A 16,273-nucleotide genomic window follows, 5' to 3' on the forward strand; every position below is an offset into this window, starting at 1 on the left:
ACGCGGCGGAGGCGAGCCAAGTCCTCGGTAGACTCGACTCTCGTGTCCGACGCCACTGAAATCACCCCCGACGCCGTCGCTGCGGCCGTTGACGCCGCACTCGCGGCGATCACCGCAGCATCGACGACCGCCGAGCTGAAAGCCGCCCGCGCGGCGCACGCTGCGGAAGGCTCGCCCCTGGCGCAGCTCAACGCCCAACTGCGCACGGTACCGAACGAGCGCAAAGCCGAGTTCGGCAAGCTGGTCGGCCAGGCGCGCGGTCGCGTCACGCAGGCGTTGGCGGCCCGCGAGGCCGAGGTGCTGGCGGCCGAGACCGCGGCGCGGCTCGAAGAAGAGCGCGTGGATGTCACGGCGCTCGCCGCACACGCCCGCATCGGAGCGCGGCATCCGCTCACCCTCCTGCAGGAGGAGATCGGCGACATCTTCGTCGGCATGGGGTGGGAGATCGCCGAGGGCCCCGAGCTCGAGCACGAGTGGTTCAACTTCGACGCGTTGAACTTCGACGTCGACCATCCGGCCCGGCAGATGCAGGACACGTTCTTCGTCGATCCCGTCGACCGGCATCTCGTCATGCGCACGCACACGAGCCCCGTGCAGATGCGGTCGATGCTCGAGCACGACCTGCCCATCTACGTCGTCTGCCCGGGACGGGTGTACCGCACCGACGAGTTCGACGCGACGCACCTGCCGGTGTTCAGCCAGGTCGAGGGGCTGGTCATCGACAGGGGCATCACGATGGCGCACCTGCGCGGCACGCTCGACCACGTCGCGCGCGTGCTGTTCGGGCCCGAGGCGAAGACGCGGTTCCGCGCCAACTACTTTCCGTTCACCGAGCCGAGCGCCGAGCTCGACCTGTGGCATCCCACCTTCAAGGGGGGCGCGCGCTGGATCGAGTGGGGCGGCTGCGGCATGGTCAACCCCAACGTGCTACGGGCGGCGGGGATCGACCCCGAGGAGTACTCGGGCTTCGCGTTCGGCATGGGCATCGAGCGCACGCTCATGTTCCGGTCGGACGTGCAGGACATGCGCGACATGGCCGAAGGCGACGTGCGCTTCAGCGAGCAGTTCGGGATGGTGGTCTGATGCGCGTCCCGCTCTCCTGGTTGCGTGAGTACGTCGACGTCCCCGCCGAGGCGACGCCCGACGACGTCCTCGCGGCGCTCGTGTCGGTCGGTTTCGAAGAGGAGGACGTGCACCGCTTCGAGCTGCGGGGCCCGATCGTCGTGGGCGAGGTGCTCGAGTTCGTCGACGAGCCGCAGTCCAACGGCAAGACCATCCGCTGGTGCCAGGTCGACGTCAGCGAAGCGCACGGCGGTGTGCGCGGAATCGTGTGCGGTGCACACAACTTCTTCGCCGGCGACAAGGTCGTGGTCACCCTTCCCGGCGCCGTGCTGCCCGGCCCGTTCCCGATCGCGGCCCGCAAGACGTACGGGCATGTCTCCGACGGCATGATCGCGTCGGCGAAGGAGCTCGGCCTCGGCGACGAGCACGATGGCATCCTGCGCCTGGTCGCGCTCGGCATCGATGCACCCGTGGGCACCGATGCCATCTCGCTGCTCGGCCTCGACGATGTCGCCATCGAGATCAACGTCACGCCCGACCGCGGCTACGCCCTGTCGTTGCGGGGCGTGGCGCGCGAGTACGCGCACGCCACCGGTGCCGCGTTCCGCGACCCGGGCGGCAAGGCGTGGGGCGAGGTCAACCTCACCGACGAGGGTGCGTTCGCCGTGCAGGTCGTCGACGACGCACCGATCCGCGGCAGGGCCGGGGCCTCGGAGTTCGTGGCGCGCATCGTACGAGACGTCGACCCCACCAAGCCCACCCCGCCGTTCATGGTGGCCCGGCTGGCACTGGCCGGCATCCGTCCGCTCGGCATCCTCATCGACATCACGAACTACGTCATGCTCGAGCTCGGCCAGCCGATCCACGGCTACGACCTCGACCGTCTGCAAGGCGGCATCACGGTGCGGCGCGCCCGTCCCGGCGAGACGCTCGAGACGCTCGACGGCAAGGAGCGCACGCTGCATGCCGAAGACCTGCTGATCACCGACGAGTCCGGCCCGATCGGGCTGGCCGGCGTGATGGGCGGCGGCACGACGGAGATGACGGATGCCACCCGCAACGTGCTCGTGGAGGCGGCGACGTTCGACCCCGTCTCGATCGCGCGCAGTGCGCGCCGGCACAAGCTGCCGAGCGAAGCATCCCGCCGGTTCGAGCGCGGCATCGATCCGGCGATCCCGTTCGTGGCGGCGGCCCGTGTCGCTGAGCTCATGGCGGAGTATGCGGGCGGCACGGACACGCGTGCGGGCGGCGCGCTCATGGCCAGCTCTTCGATCGCGGTGGTCGAGCTGCCCTTCGGGTTCGTGCCGGGGCTGATCGGCGTCGACTACTCGCCCGACGAGATCGTCGCGGCGCTGGAGATGATCGGATGCCGAGTCTCGGCGCGTGACGACGAGTGGGCCGTGAGCCCGCCCACGTGGCGACCCGACCTCACCGACAAGTGGACGCTCGCCGAGGAGGTCGCCCGCATCGAGGGGTACGACCGCATCCCGTCGGTGCTGCCGGTGCCGCCCTCGGGTCGTGGACTGACCCCCGATCAGCGTGGCCGGCGTCGGGTGTCGAACGCGCTCGCCGCCGCCGGTTACGTCGAGACGCCGTCGTTCCCGTTCACCGCCACCGAGCAGAACGATCTGCTCGGGTCGGCGTCGGGGGAGCGGTTGCCGAGCGTCAAGCTGGCCAACCCACTCGACGGGCAGGCGTCGTTCCTGCGCCGGTCGCTCGTCCCGGGGCTGTTGCAGGTGGCGCACCGCAACCTCTCGCGCGGCTTCACAGACCTCGCGATCTTCGAGACCGGTGTGGTGTTCCTGCCCGAGTCGGGCATCCGCTACGGCACCGACGCCGTACCGCCCCTGGCGGTGCGCCCCGATGCCGCCACGCTCGCCGAGCTGGACGCCTCGATCCCGCCGCAGCGCCGCCACGTCGCCGTTCTGATGACCGGTGCGCGCGTCGCGAAGCAGCCGGGACAGGCCGCGCTGCCGGTCGAGCTGGCAGACGCGCTGGACGCCGTGCGGTCGATCGCCGCCGCGGCCGGCGTGACGATCGACGTGCGCCAGGGAGAGCGCGCCGCGTTGCACCCCGGGCGCACCGGCATCCTGACCGTCGGCGGGGCGTCGACGGACTCGGCGGAGGTCGTCGGGTACGTGGGCGAGCTGCTGCCGTCGGTGGCCGAGGCATCCGATCTGCCCGGTCGCGTCATCGTCGCCGAGCTCGATCTCGACCTGCTGCTCTCGCTCGCCGGCGAGCGAGTCGTCGCCGCGTCGCTGTCGGGCTATCCCGCGGCGACACAGGACGTGTCGCTCGTCGTCGGTGCCGAAGTCCCGGCCGCAGACGTGCGCGCGGCGCTCGTAGCGGGGGCGGGCGATCTGCTCGAGTCGCTGCGCCTGGTCGACGACTACCGCGGTGCGGGGGTCGTGGAGGGCACGAAGAGCCTGACCTTCGCGCTGCTGTTCCGGTCGTCCGACCGTACGCTCACGGCCGCCGAGGCGACCGATGCGAAGCTCGCCGGGGTCGCCGTGGCCGAGGATCGCTTCGGGGCGAAGCTGCGCGACTGACGTCGCCCGCCTCGCCGCAATCGAGCCGCTGTTCAGGCCATAAGGTGGAAAGCATGACCTATTCGGTCGCCGTCTCCGGTGCATCCGGCTATGCGGGCGGCGAGATCCTGCGCTTGCTCGCGTCGCATCCCGACGTCGAGATCCGCACGGTGACCGCGCACGCCAACGCCGGCCAGCCGCTGGTCGACCACCAGCCCCAGCTGCGCTCGCTCGCGCATCTCACCCTGCGTGAGACGACGCCCGAGACGCTGGCAGGGCACGACGTTGTGTTCCTGGCACTTCCCCACGGCCAGTCCGGTCAGTACACCGAAGCACTGGGCGATACCCCGCTGGTCATCGATGCGGGCGCGGATCACCGGCTGGAGTCGGTCGCCGACTGGGACAGCTTCTACGGTGGCCGCTTCCACGAGCCGTGGGTCTACGGCGTGCCCGAGCTGCCGGTCGCCGGCGGCACCCAGCGGCAGCGTCTGGTGGGCGCCTCGCGCATCGCCGCCCCCGGCTGCAACGCGTCGACGGTAAGCCTCAGCCTGGCCCCCGGCGTGGCGTCCGGCGTCATCGACCCGTCCGACATCGTGAGCGTGCTCGCCGTCGGCCCTTCCGGTGCAGGCAAGAGCCTCAGGTCGAACCTGCTCGGCAGCGAGATCCTGGGCAGCGCCAACCCGTACGCCGTCGGCGGCGTGCACCGGCACATCCCGGAGATCCGGCAGGCGCTCGTCAATGCCGGCAGCTCGACAGGCTCGGGGAGCGGGGGCATCCGCATCTCCTTCACTCCCGTCCTCGTGCCGATGGCCCGCGGGATCCTGGCGACCTCCACGGCGCCCATCGTCGCCGGTGCCACCGATGCCGACATCCGCGACGCGTGGACGGCTGCCTATGGCGACGAGACCTTCGTGCAGCTGCTGCCCGAGGGTCGGTTCCCGCGCACCGCCGATGTGCTCGGCGCCAACACGTGCCTGCTCGGGCTCGCGATCGACCGCCCCGCGAACCGCGTCGTCGTCGTCGCGGCGGTCGACAATCTCACCAAGGGCACGGCGGGCGCCGCGATCCAGTCCATGAACATCGCGCTGGGCCTCCCCGAGGGTCGCGCACTCACCGTGAACGGAGTGGCGCCATGAGCGTGGTCGAGGGAGGCGGAGGGCCCGGGGTCACCACACCGCGGGGCTTCGAGGCCGCCGGGGTCGCTGCGGGGCTCAAGTCGACGGGCCGTGCCGATATCGCCGTCGTCGTCAACCGCGGGCCGCTCAAGGTCGGCGCGGCGGTCTTCACGGGCAACCGCGCGAAGGCGAACCCGATCCTGTGGTCGCAGCAGGCGATCGAGGACGGCGTCGTCGAGGCGATCGTGCTCAACTCGGGCGGCGCCAACTGTTTCACCGGTGCATTCGGTTTCCAGACCACGCACCACACGGCCGAGAAGGCGGCTGAGCTGCTCGGCGTGAGTTCCGGTGACGTGCTCGTGTGCTCGACGGGGCTCATCGGCACGGGCGACGAGGTGTTCCGCGCCAAGGTGCTCGACGGCACCGAGCGGGCGATCGCGCAGCTCTCGGACCAGGGCGGGCCCGCCGCGGCCGAGGCCATCATGACGACGGACAGCGTCGCGAAGACGAGCGCGTGCCACCGGGACGGCTGGCAGATCGGCGCGATGGCGAAGGGTGCAGGGATGCTGGCCCCGGGCCTTGCCACGATGCTCGTGGTGATCACGACCGACGCGGTGCTGACCGCTCAGCAGGCCGACGCGCACCTGCGCGCCGCGACCCGTGTGAGCTTCGATCGGCTCGACTCCGATGGCTGCATGTCGACGAACGACCAGGTCACCCTCATGGTCAGCGGAGCGAGCGGCGTCGCCCCCGACGCCGACGCGTTCCGGTCCGCGCTCATCGACGTGTGCACCGACCTCGCTGTGAAACTGCAGGCCGACGCCGAGGGCGCCAGCCACTCGATCGACGTCCAGGTGATTCGCGCAGACACCGAGGACGACGCCGTCGAGGTCGGGCGCGCCGTCGCCCGCAACAACCTCTTCAAGGCTGCGATCTTCGGCAACGACCCCAATTGGGGCCGCGTGCTCGCAGCGATCGGCACGACCTCGGCGCGGTTCGACCCCTACGCGGTCGACGTCGAGATGAACGGGGTGCGCGTCTGCTCGGACGGCGGCCCCGACCGGCCGCGCGAGGAGGTCGACCTCTCTCCGGCGCAGACGCATGTGCTGATCGATCTCAAGGTGGGCGAGGCATCCGCGATCATCTATACCAACGACCTCACCCACGACTACGTCCACGAGAACAGCGCCTACGCCTCATGACCGAGATCGACCTGCAGGACACCGACCCCGCGGAGGCCTCCGTCAAGGCGGAGACCCTGATCGAGTCGCTGCCGTGGCTGCGGCGCTTCCGCGACCAGATCGTCGTGGTCAAGTACGGCGGCAACGCGATGGTCAGCGACGAGCTGCAGGACGCCTTCGCTGCCGACATCGCCTACCTGCGCTACGCCGGCGTCAAACCCGTCGTCGTGCACGGCGGGGGGCCGCAGATCTCCACGATGCTCGACAGGCTCTCCATCCCCAGCGAGTTCAAGGGCGGCTACCGCGTGACCAGCACCGAAGCGATCTCGGTCGTGCGCATGGTGCTGACCGGGCAGGTCAACCCGCAGCTGGTCACCAAGATCAACACGCACGGTCCGCTGGCCACGGGGCTGTCCGGCGAGGATGCGGGGCTCTTCGGCGGTCGCCGCCGCGAGGTCGTCGTCGACGGCACCCCGCACGACCTGGGCCGGGTCGGCGACGTCGTGCAGGTCGACCCGCGGGCCGTGCTCGATCACGTCTCGGCAGGCCGCATCCCGGTCGTCTCCAGCATCGCGCCCGACCTCGATCACCCCGGGCATACGCTCAACGTCAACGCCGACGCCGCCGCCGCGGCGCTCGCGGTGGCGCTGAAGGCCGTCAAGCTCGTGATCCTCACCGACGTCCCCGGGCTGTACGCGAACTGGCCCAACCGCGACTCCCTCGTCTCTCACCTCACCTCCACCGAGCTGCGTGCGATGCTGCCGCGACTCGAGTCGGGCATGATCCCCAAGATGCGGGCATGCCTCGACGCGGTGGACGGCGGCGTCGAGACCGCCGCGATCATCGACGGGCGTGTGCCGCACTCGGTGCTCGTGGAGATCTTCACCCAGAAGGGAATCGGAACCGAGGTGGTCTCACAATGACGGATGCAACGGCCTGGCAGGACGCCGCGACCCGCGATCTCGTGCGCAGCGTCGGGCCGCGACTCGCCCTGTTCGATCGCGGCGAAGGCTCCTACCTGTGGGACGTCGACGGCCGACCCTACCTCGACTTCCTCGCGGGCATCGCCGTGAACTCTCTGGGCTACGCACACCCTGTCTTCGTCGACGCCGTCTCGACCCAGGCGGCGAAGCTCGCCCACGTGTCGAACTACTTCGCCACGCCGCCGCAGCTCGCTCTCGCCGCACGACTCAAGCGACTCGCGGGCACCGGCGAGCGCGGGCGCGTGTTCTTCGGCAACTCCGGCGCCGAGGCAAACGAGGCCGCCTTCAAGCTCGCACGCCTACACGGCGGCGCCGCGCGTCCGCGCGTCCTCGCGCTGCGCGACGCGTTCCACGGTCGCACGATGGGCACCCTGGCGCTGACCGGCAAGGACTGGATGCAGGAGCCCTTCCTGCCGATGGTGCCCGGGGTCGAGTTCATCGACTCCACGGTCGCCGCGCTGGAGGCGGCCGTGGACGATCGGGTCGCCGCGCTGTTCGTCGAGCCCATCAAGGGCGAGGCGGGGGTCGTGCCGCTGCCCGACGGGTTCCTCGAGGCGGCGCGCGAGCTCACGGCCCGGCACGGGACGCTGCTGATCATCGACGAGATCCAGACCGGTGCAGGCCGCACGGGGGAGTGGTTCGCCTTCCAGCACGCGGGGATCGTGCCCGACGCGATCACCGTGGCCAAGGGGATCGGCGGCGGGTTCCCGATCGGCGCCCTCGTCACCTTCGGCGAGGCCAGCGACCTCTTCTACCCCGGCACCCACGGGTCGACCTTCGGCGGCAACGCGCTGGGCACGGCCGTGGCCGACGCGGTGCTGGCCGAGATCGAACGAGCCGGGCTCGTCGAGACCGCGCAGCTGCGCGGCGCGCAGCTGCGCGAGGCGATCGCGGGCCTCGATGCTCCGCTGGTGGCGGGTACGCGTGGCGAAGGGCTGCTGCTCGGCGTCGCGCTCACGCATCCCGTCGCGAAGGCCGTCGCGGCCGCGGCGCAGGACCATGGTCTCATCGTCAACGCCGCCAACGACTCCACGATCCGGCTCGCGCCGCCCCTCACGATCGGCGATGACGAGATCGCCGCGTTCATCGAGCTGTTCACGGCCGCGCTGCGCAGCGCCGAGCGGACCGTCGAGACCGAAGGGAAGCCGGCATGACCCGTCACCTGCTGCGCGACGACGACCTGACACCCGCCGAGCAGGCTGAGATCATCGCACTGGCCGCGACGCTGAAGAAGGATCGCTGGCAGAGCAAGGCCCTGGCCGGGCCGCAGACGGTCGCGGTCATCTTCGACAAGTCCTCGACGCGCACGCGCGTATCGTTCGCCGTCGGCATCGCCGACCTGGGCGGCGTGCCGCTGATCATCTCCACCGCGAACAGCCAGCTGGGCGGCAAGGAGACCCCCGCCGACACCGCGCGCGTGCTCGAGCGCCAGGTCGCCGCGATCGTCTGGCGCACCTATGCGCAGGCCGGACTGGAGGAGATGGCCGCCGGCACCAGAGTGCCGGTGATCAACGCGCTCAGCGACGACTTCCACCCCTGCCAGATCCTCGCCGACCTGCTGACCATACAGGAGCACAAGGGTGAGCTGCGCGGGCTCACGCTCGCGTTCTTCGGCGACGGGCGCACGAACATGGGCCAGTCGTACGTGCTCGGGGGCGTGACCGCCGGGATGCACGTGCGGGTCGCGTCACCGGTCGAGTACGCCCCCCGCGAGGACGTCATCGCCGACGCCGATCGACGCGCGCAGGAGACGGGCGGCTCGGTGACGCTGTACACCGATCCGAACGAGGCGGCGGCGGGTGCCGACATCATCGTCACCGACACATGGGTGTCGATGGGCAAGGAGGACGAGAAGCTGCAGCGCCTGCGCGACCTCACGCCGTACAAGGTCTCGCGGGAGCTCATGAGCCTCGCCAAGGACGACGCGATCTTCATCCACTGCCTTCCCGCCGACCGCGGCTACGAGGTCGACGCCGAGGTGATCGATGGGCCGCAGAGCGTGGTGTGGGACGAGGCCGAGAACCGGCTGCACGCCCAGAAGGCACTCCTCGTGTGGCTGCTGCAGCAGGACTGACCCGCTGGCTCGGCAGCCGCTGGGCGCATCTGGACGGACCGCACCGGCTCACCGGTGTCGATCTGGCTCGCGGGCTGGCGGTCATGGGCATGTTCGCCGCCCACCTCGTCGCACTGCCGGCCTTCGACGCCGCCGGTCCGACGACGTGGGTGGACGTCGCGAGCGGACGCTCGTCGATCCTGTTCGCCGTGCTGGCGGGGGTATCGATCGGCCTCGTCACGGGCGGACGTCGGCCGGTCAGCGGGCTCGCACTGCGCGCAGTGCGAGCCCGCCTCATGGCGCGGGCCGCCGTGATCTGGGCGCTGGGCATCGTGCTGATCGCGACGGGCGTGCCTGTGTACGTCATCCTGCCGGCCTATGGCATCCTGTTCCTGCTTGCGCTGCCGTTCCTGCAGCTTCCCGCCCGCACGCTGTTCGTGATCGCGGGTGCGCTCGCGGTCGTGATGCCGTTCGTGCAGGTGCTGCTGGACGACCTGCCGCTGTGGCACACTGCGCCGGGAGAGCTGGTCGCCCTCGTGATCGGCTGGCATTACCCGTTCTCGACCTGGATCGCCTTCGTGCTGTGTGGGCTCGGCATCGGTCGCCTCGACCTGCGGTCGGCGCGCGTGGGTGGGATGCTCGTGCTCGCCGGGGCTGTGCTGACCGTCATCGGCTATGGGCTCGCCGCCGGGCCTGGCCCGGTCAGCGGCTACGGTGCGGCCGTGTGGACGGCGGCGCCGCACTCGTCGGGGCTGCTCGAGGTCGTCGGCTCGGGCGGGTTCGCACTCGCCGTGCTCGGACTGTGCCTGCTCGTGTGCCGCACCGTGCTGCGGTGGGTCGTCGTGCCGTTGCGGGCGGTGGGTTCCATGTCGTTGACCGCATACACGGCTCAGCTGGTCGTCTGGGCCATCGTCGCGGCGGTCGTGCTGGGCGACCCGGGCGACCTGTCGGGGTTCCGCGCACTGGACCCGTTCTGGCCGATGGTGTGGAGCACCCTGGTCGCGTGCACGCTGTGGGCCGTGTGCGCAGGGCGCGGTCCTCTCGAGTGGGGCCTCGCACGCCTCACGGGTGCCGTGGGGCGCGCCGCTAGGCTGGAGCGGTGAGTGATGCGAAGGGCGACGGCACCAACGAGGGCGCACTGTGGGGCGCCCGATTCGCGAGCGGACCCGCACCGGAGCTCGCGGCGCTGAGCCGGTCGACGCATTTCGACTGGGTGCTCGCGCCGTATGACATCGCGGGGTCGAAGGCGCACGCTGAGGCCCTCGCTGCGGCGGGCTACCTGAATGCCGACCAGCTGACCGCGATGCAACGCGCACTCGACGAGCTCGCCGCGGACGTCGCGTCGGGTGCGTTCACCGCCGCGGAGGGCGACGAGGACGTGCACGGCGCCCTCGAACGGGGGCTGATCGAGCGCGCGGGCGCCGAACTGGGGGGGCGCCTGCGTGCCGGGCGCAGCCGCAACGACCAGATCGCCACGCTCGTCCGGCTGTACCTGCTCGACCATGCCGCGGTGGTCGCCCGAGACATCCTGCGTCTGATCGACGCGATCGTCGCGCAGGCCGAGACGCACCCGACGGCGATCATGCCGGGCCGCACGCACCTGCAGCACGCGCAGCCGATCCTGCTCGCACACCACCTGCAGGCGCACGCCTGGCCGCTCGTGCGCGACCTCGAGCGTCTGCGTGACTGGTCGGTGCGCGCCAGGGTGAGCCCGTACGGCGGGGGAGCACTGGCCGGGTCGAGCCTGGGTCTCGACCCCGTGCTGGTCGCCGCGCGGCTGGGGCTGAGCCGTCCCTCCGAGAACTCGCTCGACGGCACCGCGGCGCGCGACGTCGTCGCCGAGTTCGCGTTCGTCACCGCCCAGGTCGGCATCGACGTGTCGCGGTTCGCCGAGGACATCATCCTGTGGAACACGCGGGAGTTCGGGTTCGTGACTCTCGACGACGGGTACTCGACGGGCTCGAGCATCATGCCGCAGAAGAAGAACCCTGACATCGCCGAGCTCGCGCGAGGCAAGGCCGGGCGCCTCGTGGGAAACCTCACCGGGCTGCTCACGACCCTGAAGGGTCTGCCGGTCGCCTACAACCGTGATCTGCAGGAGGACAAGGAGCCGGTGTTCGACTCCGTCGCGACCCTCGAGCTGCTGCTGCCCGCGTTCGCCGGCATGGTGGCGACGATGCGCTTCGACACGGCTCGCATGGCGGCGCTCGCACCCGAGGGCTTCTCGCTCGCGACCGATGTCGCCGACTGGCTCGTGCGACAGGGCGTTCCGTTCCGCGATGCGCACGAGATCTCGGGCGCCCTTGTGCGGGCGTGCGAGCGGGAGGGGATCGAGCTGGCGGATGCCTCGGACGTGCTGCTGACGGAGGTGTCGGCGCAGCTGACACCTGCGGTGCGCGAGGTGCTGACGATCGAGGGATCGGTTGCGAGCCGCGACGGGGTGGGGGGGACTGCTCCCAGTCAGGTCGCGCGCCAGAGGGCCGAGCTCGTCGCACGGGCTCAGAATGCGGTGCACGGGCTCCTGTCCGTGACCTGATACTCGCAGATTAATCAGTAAATTGCTTATTTTTTAGACAACATAAGTGATATGCTCATGACATGGTGGCCGTCGTCATTGCAGACATCGTGGGCTCCCGAGAGCTGCCCGACCGCGCCTTCGCGCAGGCGGAGGTCGAGGCGGCACTCGCCCGGGTGTCGTCAGCGCTGCCCGGTGCACCATTCCCGTTGCATCCCGTCGTCGGCGACGAGTTCCAGGGGATCTATCCCGGGCTTGCCGCAGCCCTGGCGGCGACGCTGCTTCTGAGACTCACGCTGCCCGAGGGCCTGGACTGCCGATTCGGGATCGGTGTCGGCGATATCGCCGACATCCCCTCCCGCGGAGGTGCACTCTCGGAGGGCCCGGCCTGGTGGGCCGCCCGAACCGCGATCGAAGACGTCAAGGCGTTCGCACGCCGGAGCATGCCGGATGCGCGCACGGCGATCGCCGCGCCCGATGACGCGCCCCCCGCCGTCGCGGAGTCCGTCCGTCTTGCTGCCGCAGCCGCCTACGTTCGCGACGGGCTCATCGCCCAGCTGGGCGAGCGTGCGCGACGGCTCGCCTTCGGGCGGTGCCTGGGCGCGACGCAGCGAGAGCTCGCCGCGGGAGAGGGCATCACTCAGTCCGCGGTGTCGCAGATGCTATCGGGCTCGGGTGCGCACGCCATCGTCGCGTCCTTCCGCGCGCTGACGGCCTGACTCAGACGATGGCGAGGCGCACGAGGGCGCCGACCACGCAGGCCCACACGAGGCTGGCGAGGGTGCCGACGATGAACCTCTCCCGGGCCTCCGCCGTGGCCAGCTCCGCAAAGCGGCCTATGCCCTTGACAGCCACGACGATCGCGATGGCCTCGGGGTAGCCTGCGATGATCGCCAGCACGACGGCGATCCGCTCCAGATATCCGATCACGGTGCCGCCGCGCATGAGCGTACGGGTCTTCTCGATCCCCTCGCCCGCGTCTTCTGCGCTCGACAGCACGATGCCGCCGTCGGAGGTCTCCTGCACGCGGCCGCCGGACGCGACCCCCAGGATGCGCCGGGTCACCGGGTTGCCGCCGACCACACCGACCGCGATGCCGAGCAGCGCGACGATCAGGCCCATCAGTGTCGGGATGTTCACCGGCGCCAGTGCGACCACGACGAGCGCGACCACCACGAGTCCCGCGGCCACGGCCAGCGGCAGCGTCCTGGGCCTGGTCAGTGACACGACGATGAGCACGAGGGCGCCGCACAGGGCGAAGAACAGGAAGATCGCGAGGATCGCGACCAGAAGGGGCTGGGCGGGCAGCAGCATGGCCCCCAGTCTGGCACTGCCTCACGCAGGAGCGCGGGCCCGAGGCATCCGATCCGCGCTGATAGCCTGAAGCGCGTGTCCGAAACCGCTGTGCGCGCCCTCGCGCCCGCCAACGACCCCGCGTTCGAGAACGTGTGGGACGAGATCGTGTGGCGTGGCCTGGTGCACGTGTCCACCGACCAGGAGGCGCTGCGCGCCCTGCTCTCGAGCGACCCGATCACGTACTACTGCGGCTTCGACCCGACGGCGCCGAGCCTGCATCTGGGCAACCTCGTGCAGCTGCTGCTGCTGCGTCGGCTGCAGCTGGCGGGCCACAAGCCACTCGGCCTCGTCGGCGGGTCCACCGGGCTCATCGGTGACCCGCGGCCGACCGCCGAGCGCACCCTGAACACGAAGGAGACGGTCGTCGAGTGGGTCGGCTACCTGCGGTCGCAGGTCGAGACCTTCCTCAGCTTCGAGGGCGACAACGCCGCACGCATCGTCAACAACCTCGACTGGACCGCACCGCTGTCGGCGATCGACTTCCTGCGCGAGATCGGCAAGCACTACCGCGTCGGCACGATGATCAAGAAGGATGCGGTGAGCACCCGGCTGAACTCCGAGGCGGGCATCAGCTACACCGAGTTCAGCTACCAGATCCTGCAGGGCATGGACTACCTCGAGCTGTACCGCCAGTACGACTGTGTGCTGCAAACCGGCGGCTCCGACCAGTGGGGCAATCTCACCAGCGGCACCGACCTGATCCACCGCGTCGAGGGGGTCTCCGCCCACGCGATCGGCACCCCGCTCATCACGAACAGTGACGGCACGAAGTTCGGCAAGAGCGAAGGCAATGCCATCTGGATCGACGCCGAGATGACGAGCCCCTACGCGTTCTACCAGTTCTGGCTGAACACCGACGACGCCGACGTGATCGAGCGACTCAAGGTGTTCACGTTCCTCACCCGCGCCGAGATCGAGGAGTACGCGACGCTCGTGGAGGCCGAGCCGTTCCGCCGGGCCGCGCAGAAGCGGCTGGCGATCGAGGTGAACACGGCGGTGCACGGGGCGGATGCCACGGCCAAGGCGATCGCCGCGTCCGATGCGCTCTTCGGCAAGGGCGATCTCGCATCCCTCGATGCCGCCACGCTGCGCGCCGCGCTCGACGAGCTGCCGAACGCCAGGGTCGCCGCGGGCACGACGGTCGTGCAGGCGCTCGTCGACACGGGCCTGGTCTCGAGTCTCGGCGAGGCGCGCCGCGCCATCGGCCAGGGCGGAGTCTCGCTCGACGGCGCACGCGTCGACGATGAGGACGCGGTCGTCACCGGCGCCCTGCCGGGGGAGGTCTCGGTGCTGCGGCGCGGCAAGAAGACCCTCGCCGGCGTCTTCGTCGCCTGACCCTCACTGCAGACCGGACGAGGGATGCCGTTCACGCCGAGCCACGCGGTCGTCGCGCTTCCGTTCCTGCGCACACCGCTCGTGCCCGCGGCGATCGCGGTGGGCGCCATGTCGCCCGATCTGCCGCTGTTCCTCCCCGGCAGCCCTTTCGGGTACCTGCGTTCGCACAGCTTCGTGTGGCTGCCGGCGACGATCGTGCTGGCCCGGGTGCTGCTGCTGGTGTGGCGCTGCGGGCTGCGCCCCGCGGCGCGCGAGCTGGCTCCGCAGTGGCTCGCGCGCCGGCTGCCTCCTGAATGGGACGGGGGCGCGGCGACAGCGGCCGCCGGGACCTTCGCGCGGCGGGGGCGGCGGCATCCCTCCCTCTCCGGTGCCCTGCTGCTGGTGCTCTCCCTGGCACTGGGCGTCATGTCGCACATCGTGTGGGACCTGTTCACGCACGAGGGCCGCGCGGGGATCGCCGCCCTTGACGTGCTCTGGGGGCCGTTGCCCGCCTACAAGTGGCTGCAGCACGGCTCGGGAGTGGTCGGGCTCGCCATCCTCGCCGTCTGGGCCGTCGTCCGGCTGCGCCGGGCACCCGTCGCGCACCCTGTTCCACGTATGGTTCCCGGCGCAGTGCGCTGGGTGTGGTGGGTGTCGCTGCCGGCGATCCTGCTGTTCGCCTGGCTCTGGGGGCTGGCCGTCTTCGGGCCGTTCACGGCCGGGTTCGCCCCCGAGCATCTCGCGTATCGCGTGCTGCCGCGCGCGTGCGCGGTGTGGGCGACCCTGACGTTTCTGGTGTGCGTGATCATCCAGTTGGCCGGGCGGCGACGCGCCCGTCGGCGCGCACCGCGCTCGCTCGCGGCTACGCGCTGACGTTCAGGCGCCTCGGCGGTTCGGCGCTGATCATCGCGGTCCTCCGGGGTGTCGTGCTGCTGGCCGCCGGCCCGCTGCTGACCGCCGTCGTCGAGTCGGCGTGCCGACACCGACACGACCGCGCGTGTTCGCCGGGAGCAGCCCCGGCGGCACGGTCACGAGGGAGACGATGCGCCGCTCCCCGCAGGGGCAGAACGGGGTGTACAGCGCGCGACACGCCCGGGATGCAGGCACGATTTGCCCAACCATTCGCGGCCCCGTAAATTATTACCCGTTCGCCCCACAGGGAAGCGGAGAGGCCGAGAGTCTCACCCCCCTCAAGCGGAGAACCACCTCCTCCCAAACCTCTCACTTGAGAGAACAGGGCGTCAGCGTCTAGGATGGGGTTTCCACCCTCGTGGACCGCGGTCATCGCCGCGTCAAGGGATCTGAAGATCTCGGCGCGTCGATTTGACAGACGGAACAGGGTAGATAAACTTGTGAAGTTGCCCTGCGGGCAAGGCCGAGAGGCTGCGCAGCAGGAGCATCCGATCCTTGAGAACTCAACAGCGTGCACTTGTCAAATGCCAAATAACCTCGTTCCAGCTTCGGCTGGATGAGATTCCTTTGGATCAAAGTCCGACCTTCGGGTCGGCAACGGATAAGTCAGCAATGACATCCACTTTGGTCAGATCAAACTCGCTGCTTCGCCCCTATTCCGGGCGATCGCAGCAAAATTTCTTTACGGAGAGTTTGATCCTGGCTCAGGATGAACGCTGGCGGCGTGCTTAACACATGCAAGTCGAACGGTGAAAGCGGAGCTTGCTCTGCTGGATCAGTGGCGAACGGGTGAGTAACACGTGAGCAATCTGCCCCTGACTCTGGGATAAGCGCTGGAAACGGCGTCTAATACTGGATACGAGTCGCAACCGCATGGTTAGTGACTGGAAAGATTTTTTGGTGGGGGAGGGGCTCGCGGCCTATCAGCTTGTTGGTGAGGTAATGGCTCACCAAGGCGTCGACGGGTAGCCGGCCTGAGAGGGTGACCGGCCACACTGGGACTGAGACACGGCCCAGACTCCTACGGGAGGCAGCAGTGGGGAATATTGCACAATGGGCGAAAGCCTGATGCAGCGACGCCGCGTGAGGGATGACGGCCTTCGGGTTGTAAACCTCTTTCAGCAGGGAAGAAGCGAAAGTGACGGTACCTGCAGAAGAAGCACCGGCTAACTACGTGCCAGCAGCCGCGGTAATACGTAGGGTGCGAGCGTTGTCCGGATTTATTGGGCGTAAAGAGCTTGTAGGCGGTTTGTC

The 16,273-nt window shown here is 69.9% G+C and carries 13 protein-coding genes and 1 rRNA gene; 13 read left to right on the forward strand and 1 reads right to left on the reverse strand.

Annotation, left to right across the window (positions count from 1 at the left end; all coding sequences use genetic code 11):
• The first annotated feature begins 42 nt into the window (after window positions 1–42).
• From pheS to ACK5IN_RS00370, 10 genes are all read left to right on the forward strand, one after another.
• Window positions 43–1,083: a phenylalanine--tRNA ligase subunit alpha gene (pheS, locus tag ACK5IN_RS00325; protein ID WP_416894242.1), complete on the forward strand. Its 1,041-nt coding sequence runs from the start codon at window positions 43–45 to the stop codon at window positions 1,081–1,083.
• Window positions 1,083–3,611, forward strand: coding sequence for a phenylalanine--tRNA ligase subunit beta (gene pheT, locus ACK5IN_RS00330; RefSeq protein WP_416894243.1), 2,529 nt, complete (start codon window positions 1,083–1,085; stop codon window positions 3,609–3,611). Before pheS ends, pheT begins: the two co-directional genes overlap by 1 nt.
• Window positions 3,612–3,664: 53 nt before the next feature.
• Window positions 3,665–4,726, forward strand: coding sequence for an N-acetyl-gamma-glutamyl-phosphate reductase (gene argC / locus ACK5IN_RS00335; protein ID WP_416894244.1), 1,062 nt, complete (start codon window positions 3,665–3,667; stop codon window positions 4,724–4,726).
• A complete protein-coding gene (argJ, locus tag ACK5IN_RS00340; protein ID WP_416894245.1) occupies window positions 4,723–5,907 on the forward strand; it encodes a bifunctional glutamate N-acetyltransferase/amino-acid acetyltransferase ArgJ in 1,185 nt (394 codons plus the stop codon). The genes argC and argJ overlap by 4 nt, the downstream gene beginning before the upstream one ends.
• Window positions 5,904–6,809 (forward strand): acetylglutamate kinase, encoded by a 906-nt coding sequence (gene argB / locus ACK5IN_RS00345; RefSeq protein WP_416894246.1) that lies wholly within the window; start codon window positions 5,904–5,906, stop codon window positions 6,807–6,809. Before argJ ends, argB begins: the two co-directional genes overlap by 4 nt.
• Window positions 6,806–8,023 carry an acetylornithine transaminase gene (locus ACK5IN_RS00350; RefSeq protein ID WP_416894247.1) on the forward strand — a complete coding sequence of 406 codons (1,218 nt, stop codon included), beginning with the start codon at window positions 6,806–6,808 and terminating at the stop codon, window positions 8,021–8,023. The genes argB and ACK5IN_RS00350 overlap by 4 nt, the downstream gene beginning before the upstream one ends.
• Window positions 8,020–8,943: an ornithine carbamoyltransferase gene (gene argF / locus ACK5IN_RS00355; protein WP_416894248.1), complete on the forward strand. Its 924-nt coding sequence runs from the start codon at window positions 8,020–8,022 to the stop codon at window positions 8,941–8,943. The genes ACK5IN_RS00350 and argF overlap by 4 nt, the downstream gene beginning before the upstream one ends.
• Window positions 8,922–10,025: a heparan-alpha-glucosaminide N-acetyltransferase domain-containing protein gene (locus tag ACK5IN_RS00360; RefSeq protein WP_416894249.1), complete on the forward strand. Its 1,104-nt coding sequence runs from the start codon at window positions 8,922–8,924 to the stop codon at window positions 10,023–10,025. Before argF ends, ACK5IN_RS00360 begins: the two co-directional genes overlap by 22 nt.
• Window positions 10,022–11,458: an argininosuccinate lyase gene (gene argH, locus ACK5IN_RS00365; protein ID WP_416894250.1), complete on the forward strand. Its 1,437-nt coding sequence runs from the start codon at window positions 10,022–10,024 to the stop codon at window positions 11,456–11,458. The genes ACK5IN_RS00360 and argH overlap by 4 nt, the downstream gene beginning before the upstream one ends.
• A gap of 62 nt (window positions 11,459–11,520) precedes the next feature.
• On the forward strand, window positions 11,521–12,156 hold the full coding sequence (locus ACK5IN_RS00370; protein WP_416894251.1) for a SatD family protein: 636 nt from the start codon (window positions 11,521–11,523) through the stop codon (window positions 12,154–12,156).
• A 1-nt stretch (window position 12,157) separates the two neighbouring features.
• On the opposite strand, the gene ACK5IN_RS00375 is transcribed toward ACK5IN_RS00370, so the two are convergent.
• Entirely contained in the window at window positions 12,158–12,751 is a 594-nt protein-coding gene (locus ACK5IN_RS00375) for a hypothetical protein (RefSeq protein WP_416894252.1), read from the reverse strand.
• Window positions 12,752–12,826: 75 nt separating this feature from the next.
• On the opposite strand from ACK5IN_RS00375, the gene tyrS reads away from it, so the two are divergent.
• The 3 genes from tyrS to ACK5IN_RS00390 all read left to right on the forward strand — a co-directional run.
• Window positions 12,827–14,128, forward strand: coding sequence for a tyrosine--tRNA ligase (tyrS, locus tag ACK5IN_RS00380; protein WP_416894253.1), 1,302 nt, complete (start codon window positions 12,827–12,829; stop codon window positions 14,126–14,128).
• 24 nt (window positions 14,129–14,152) lie between these two features.
• Window positions 14,153–14,980 (forward strand): DUF4184 family protein, encoded by an 828-nt coding sequence (locus tag ACK5IN_RS00385; protein WP_416894254.1) that lies wholly within the window; start codon window positions 14,153–14,155, stop codon window positions 14,978–14,980.
• Window positions 14,981–15,700: 720 nt separating this feature from the next.
• A 16S ribosomal RNA gene (locus tag ACK5IN_RS00390) occupies window positions 15,701–16,273 on the forward strand; the annotation flags it as partial.

The organism is Microbacterium sp. (assembly GCF_047971895.1).
In the GTDB taxonomy this organism is placed as follows: Bacteria; Actinomycetota; Actinomycetes; order Actinomycetales; family Microbacteriaceae; genus Microbacterium.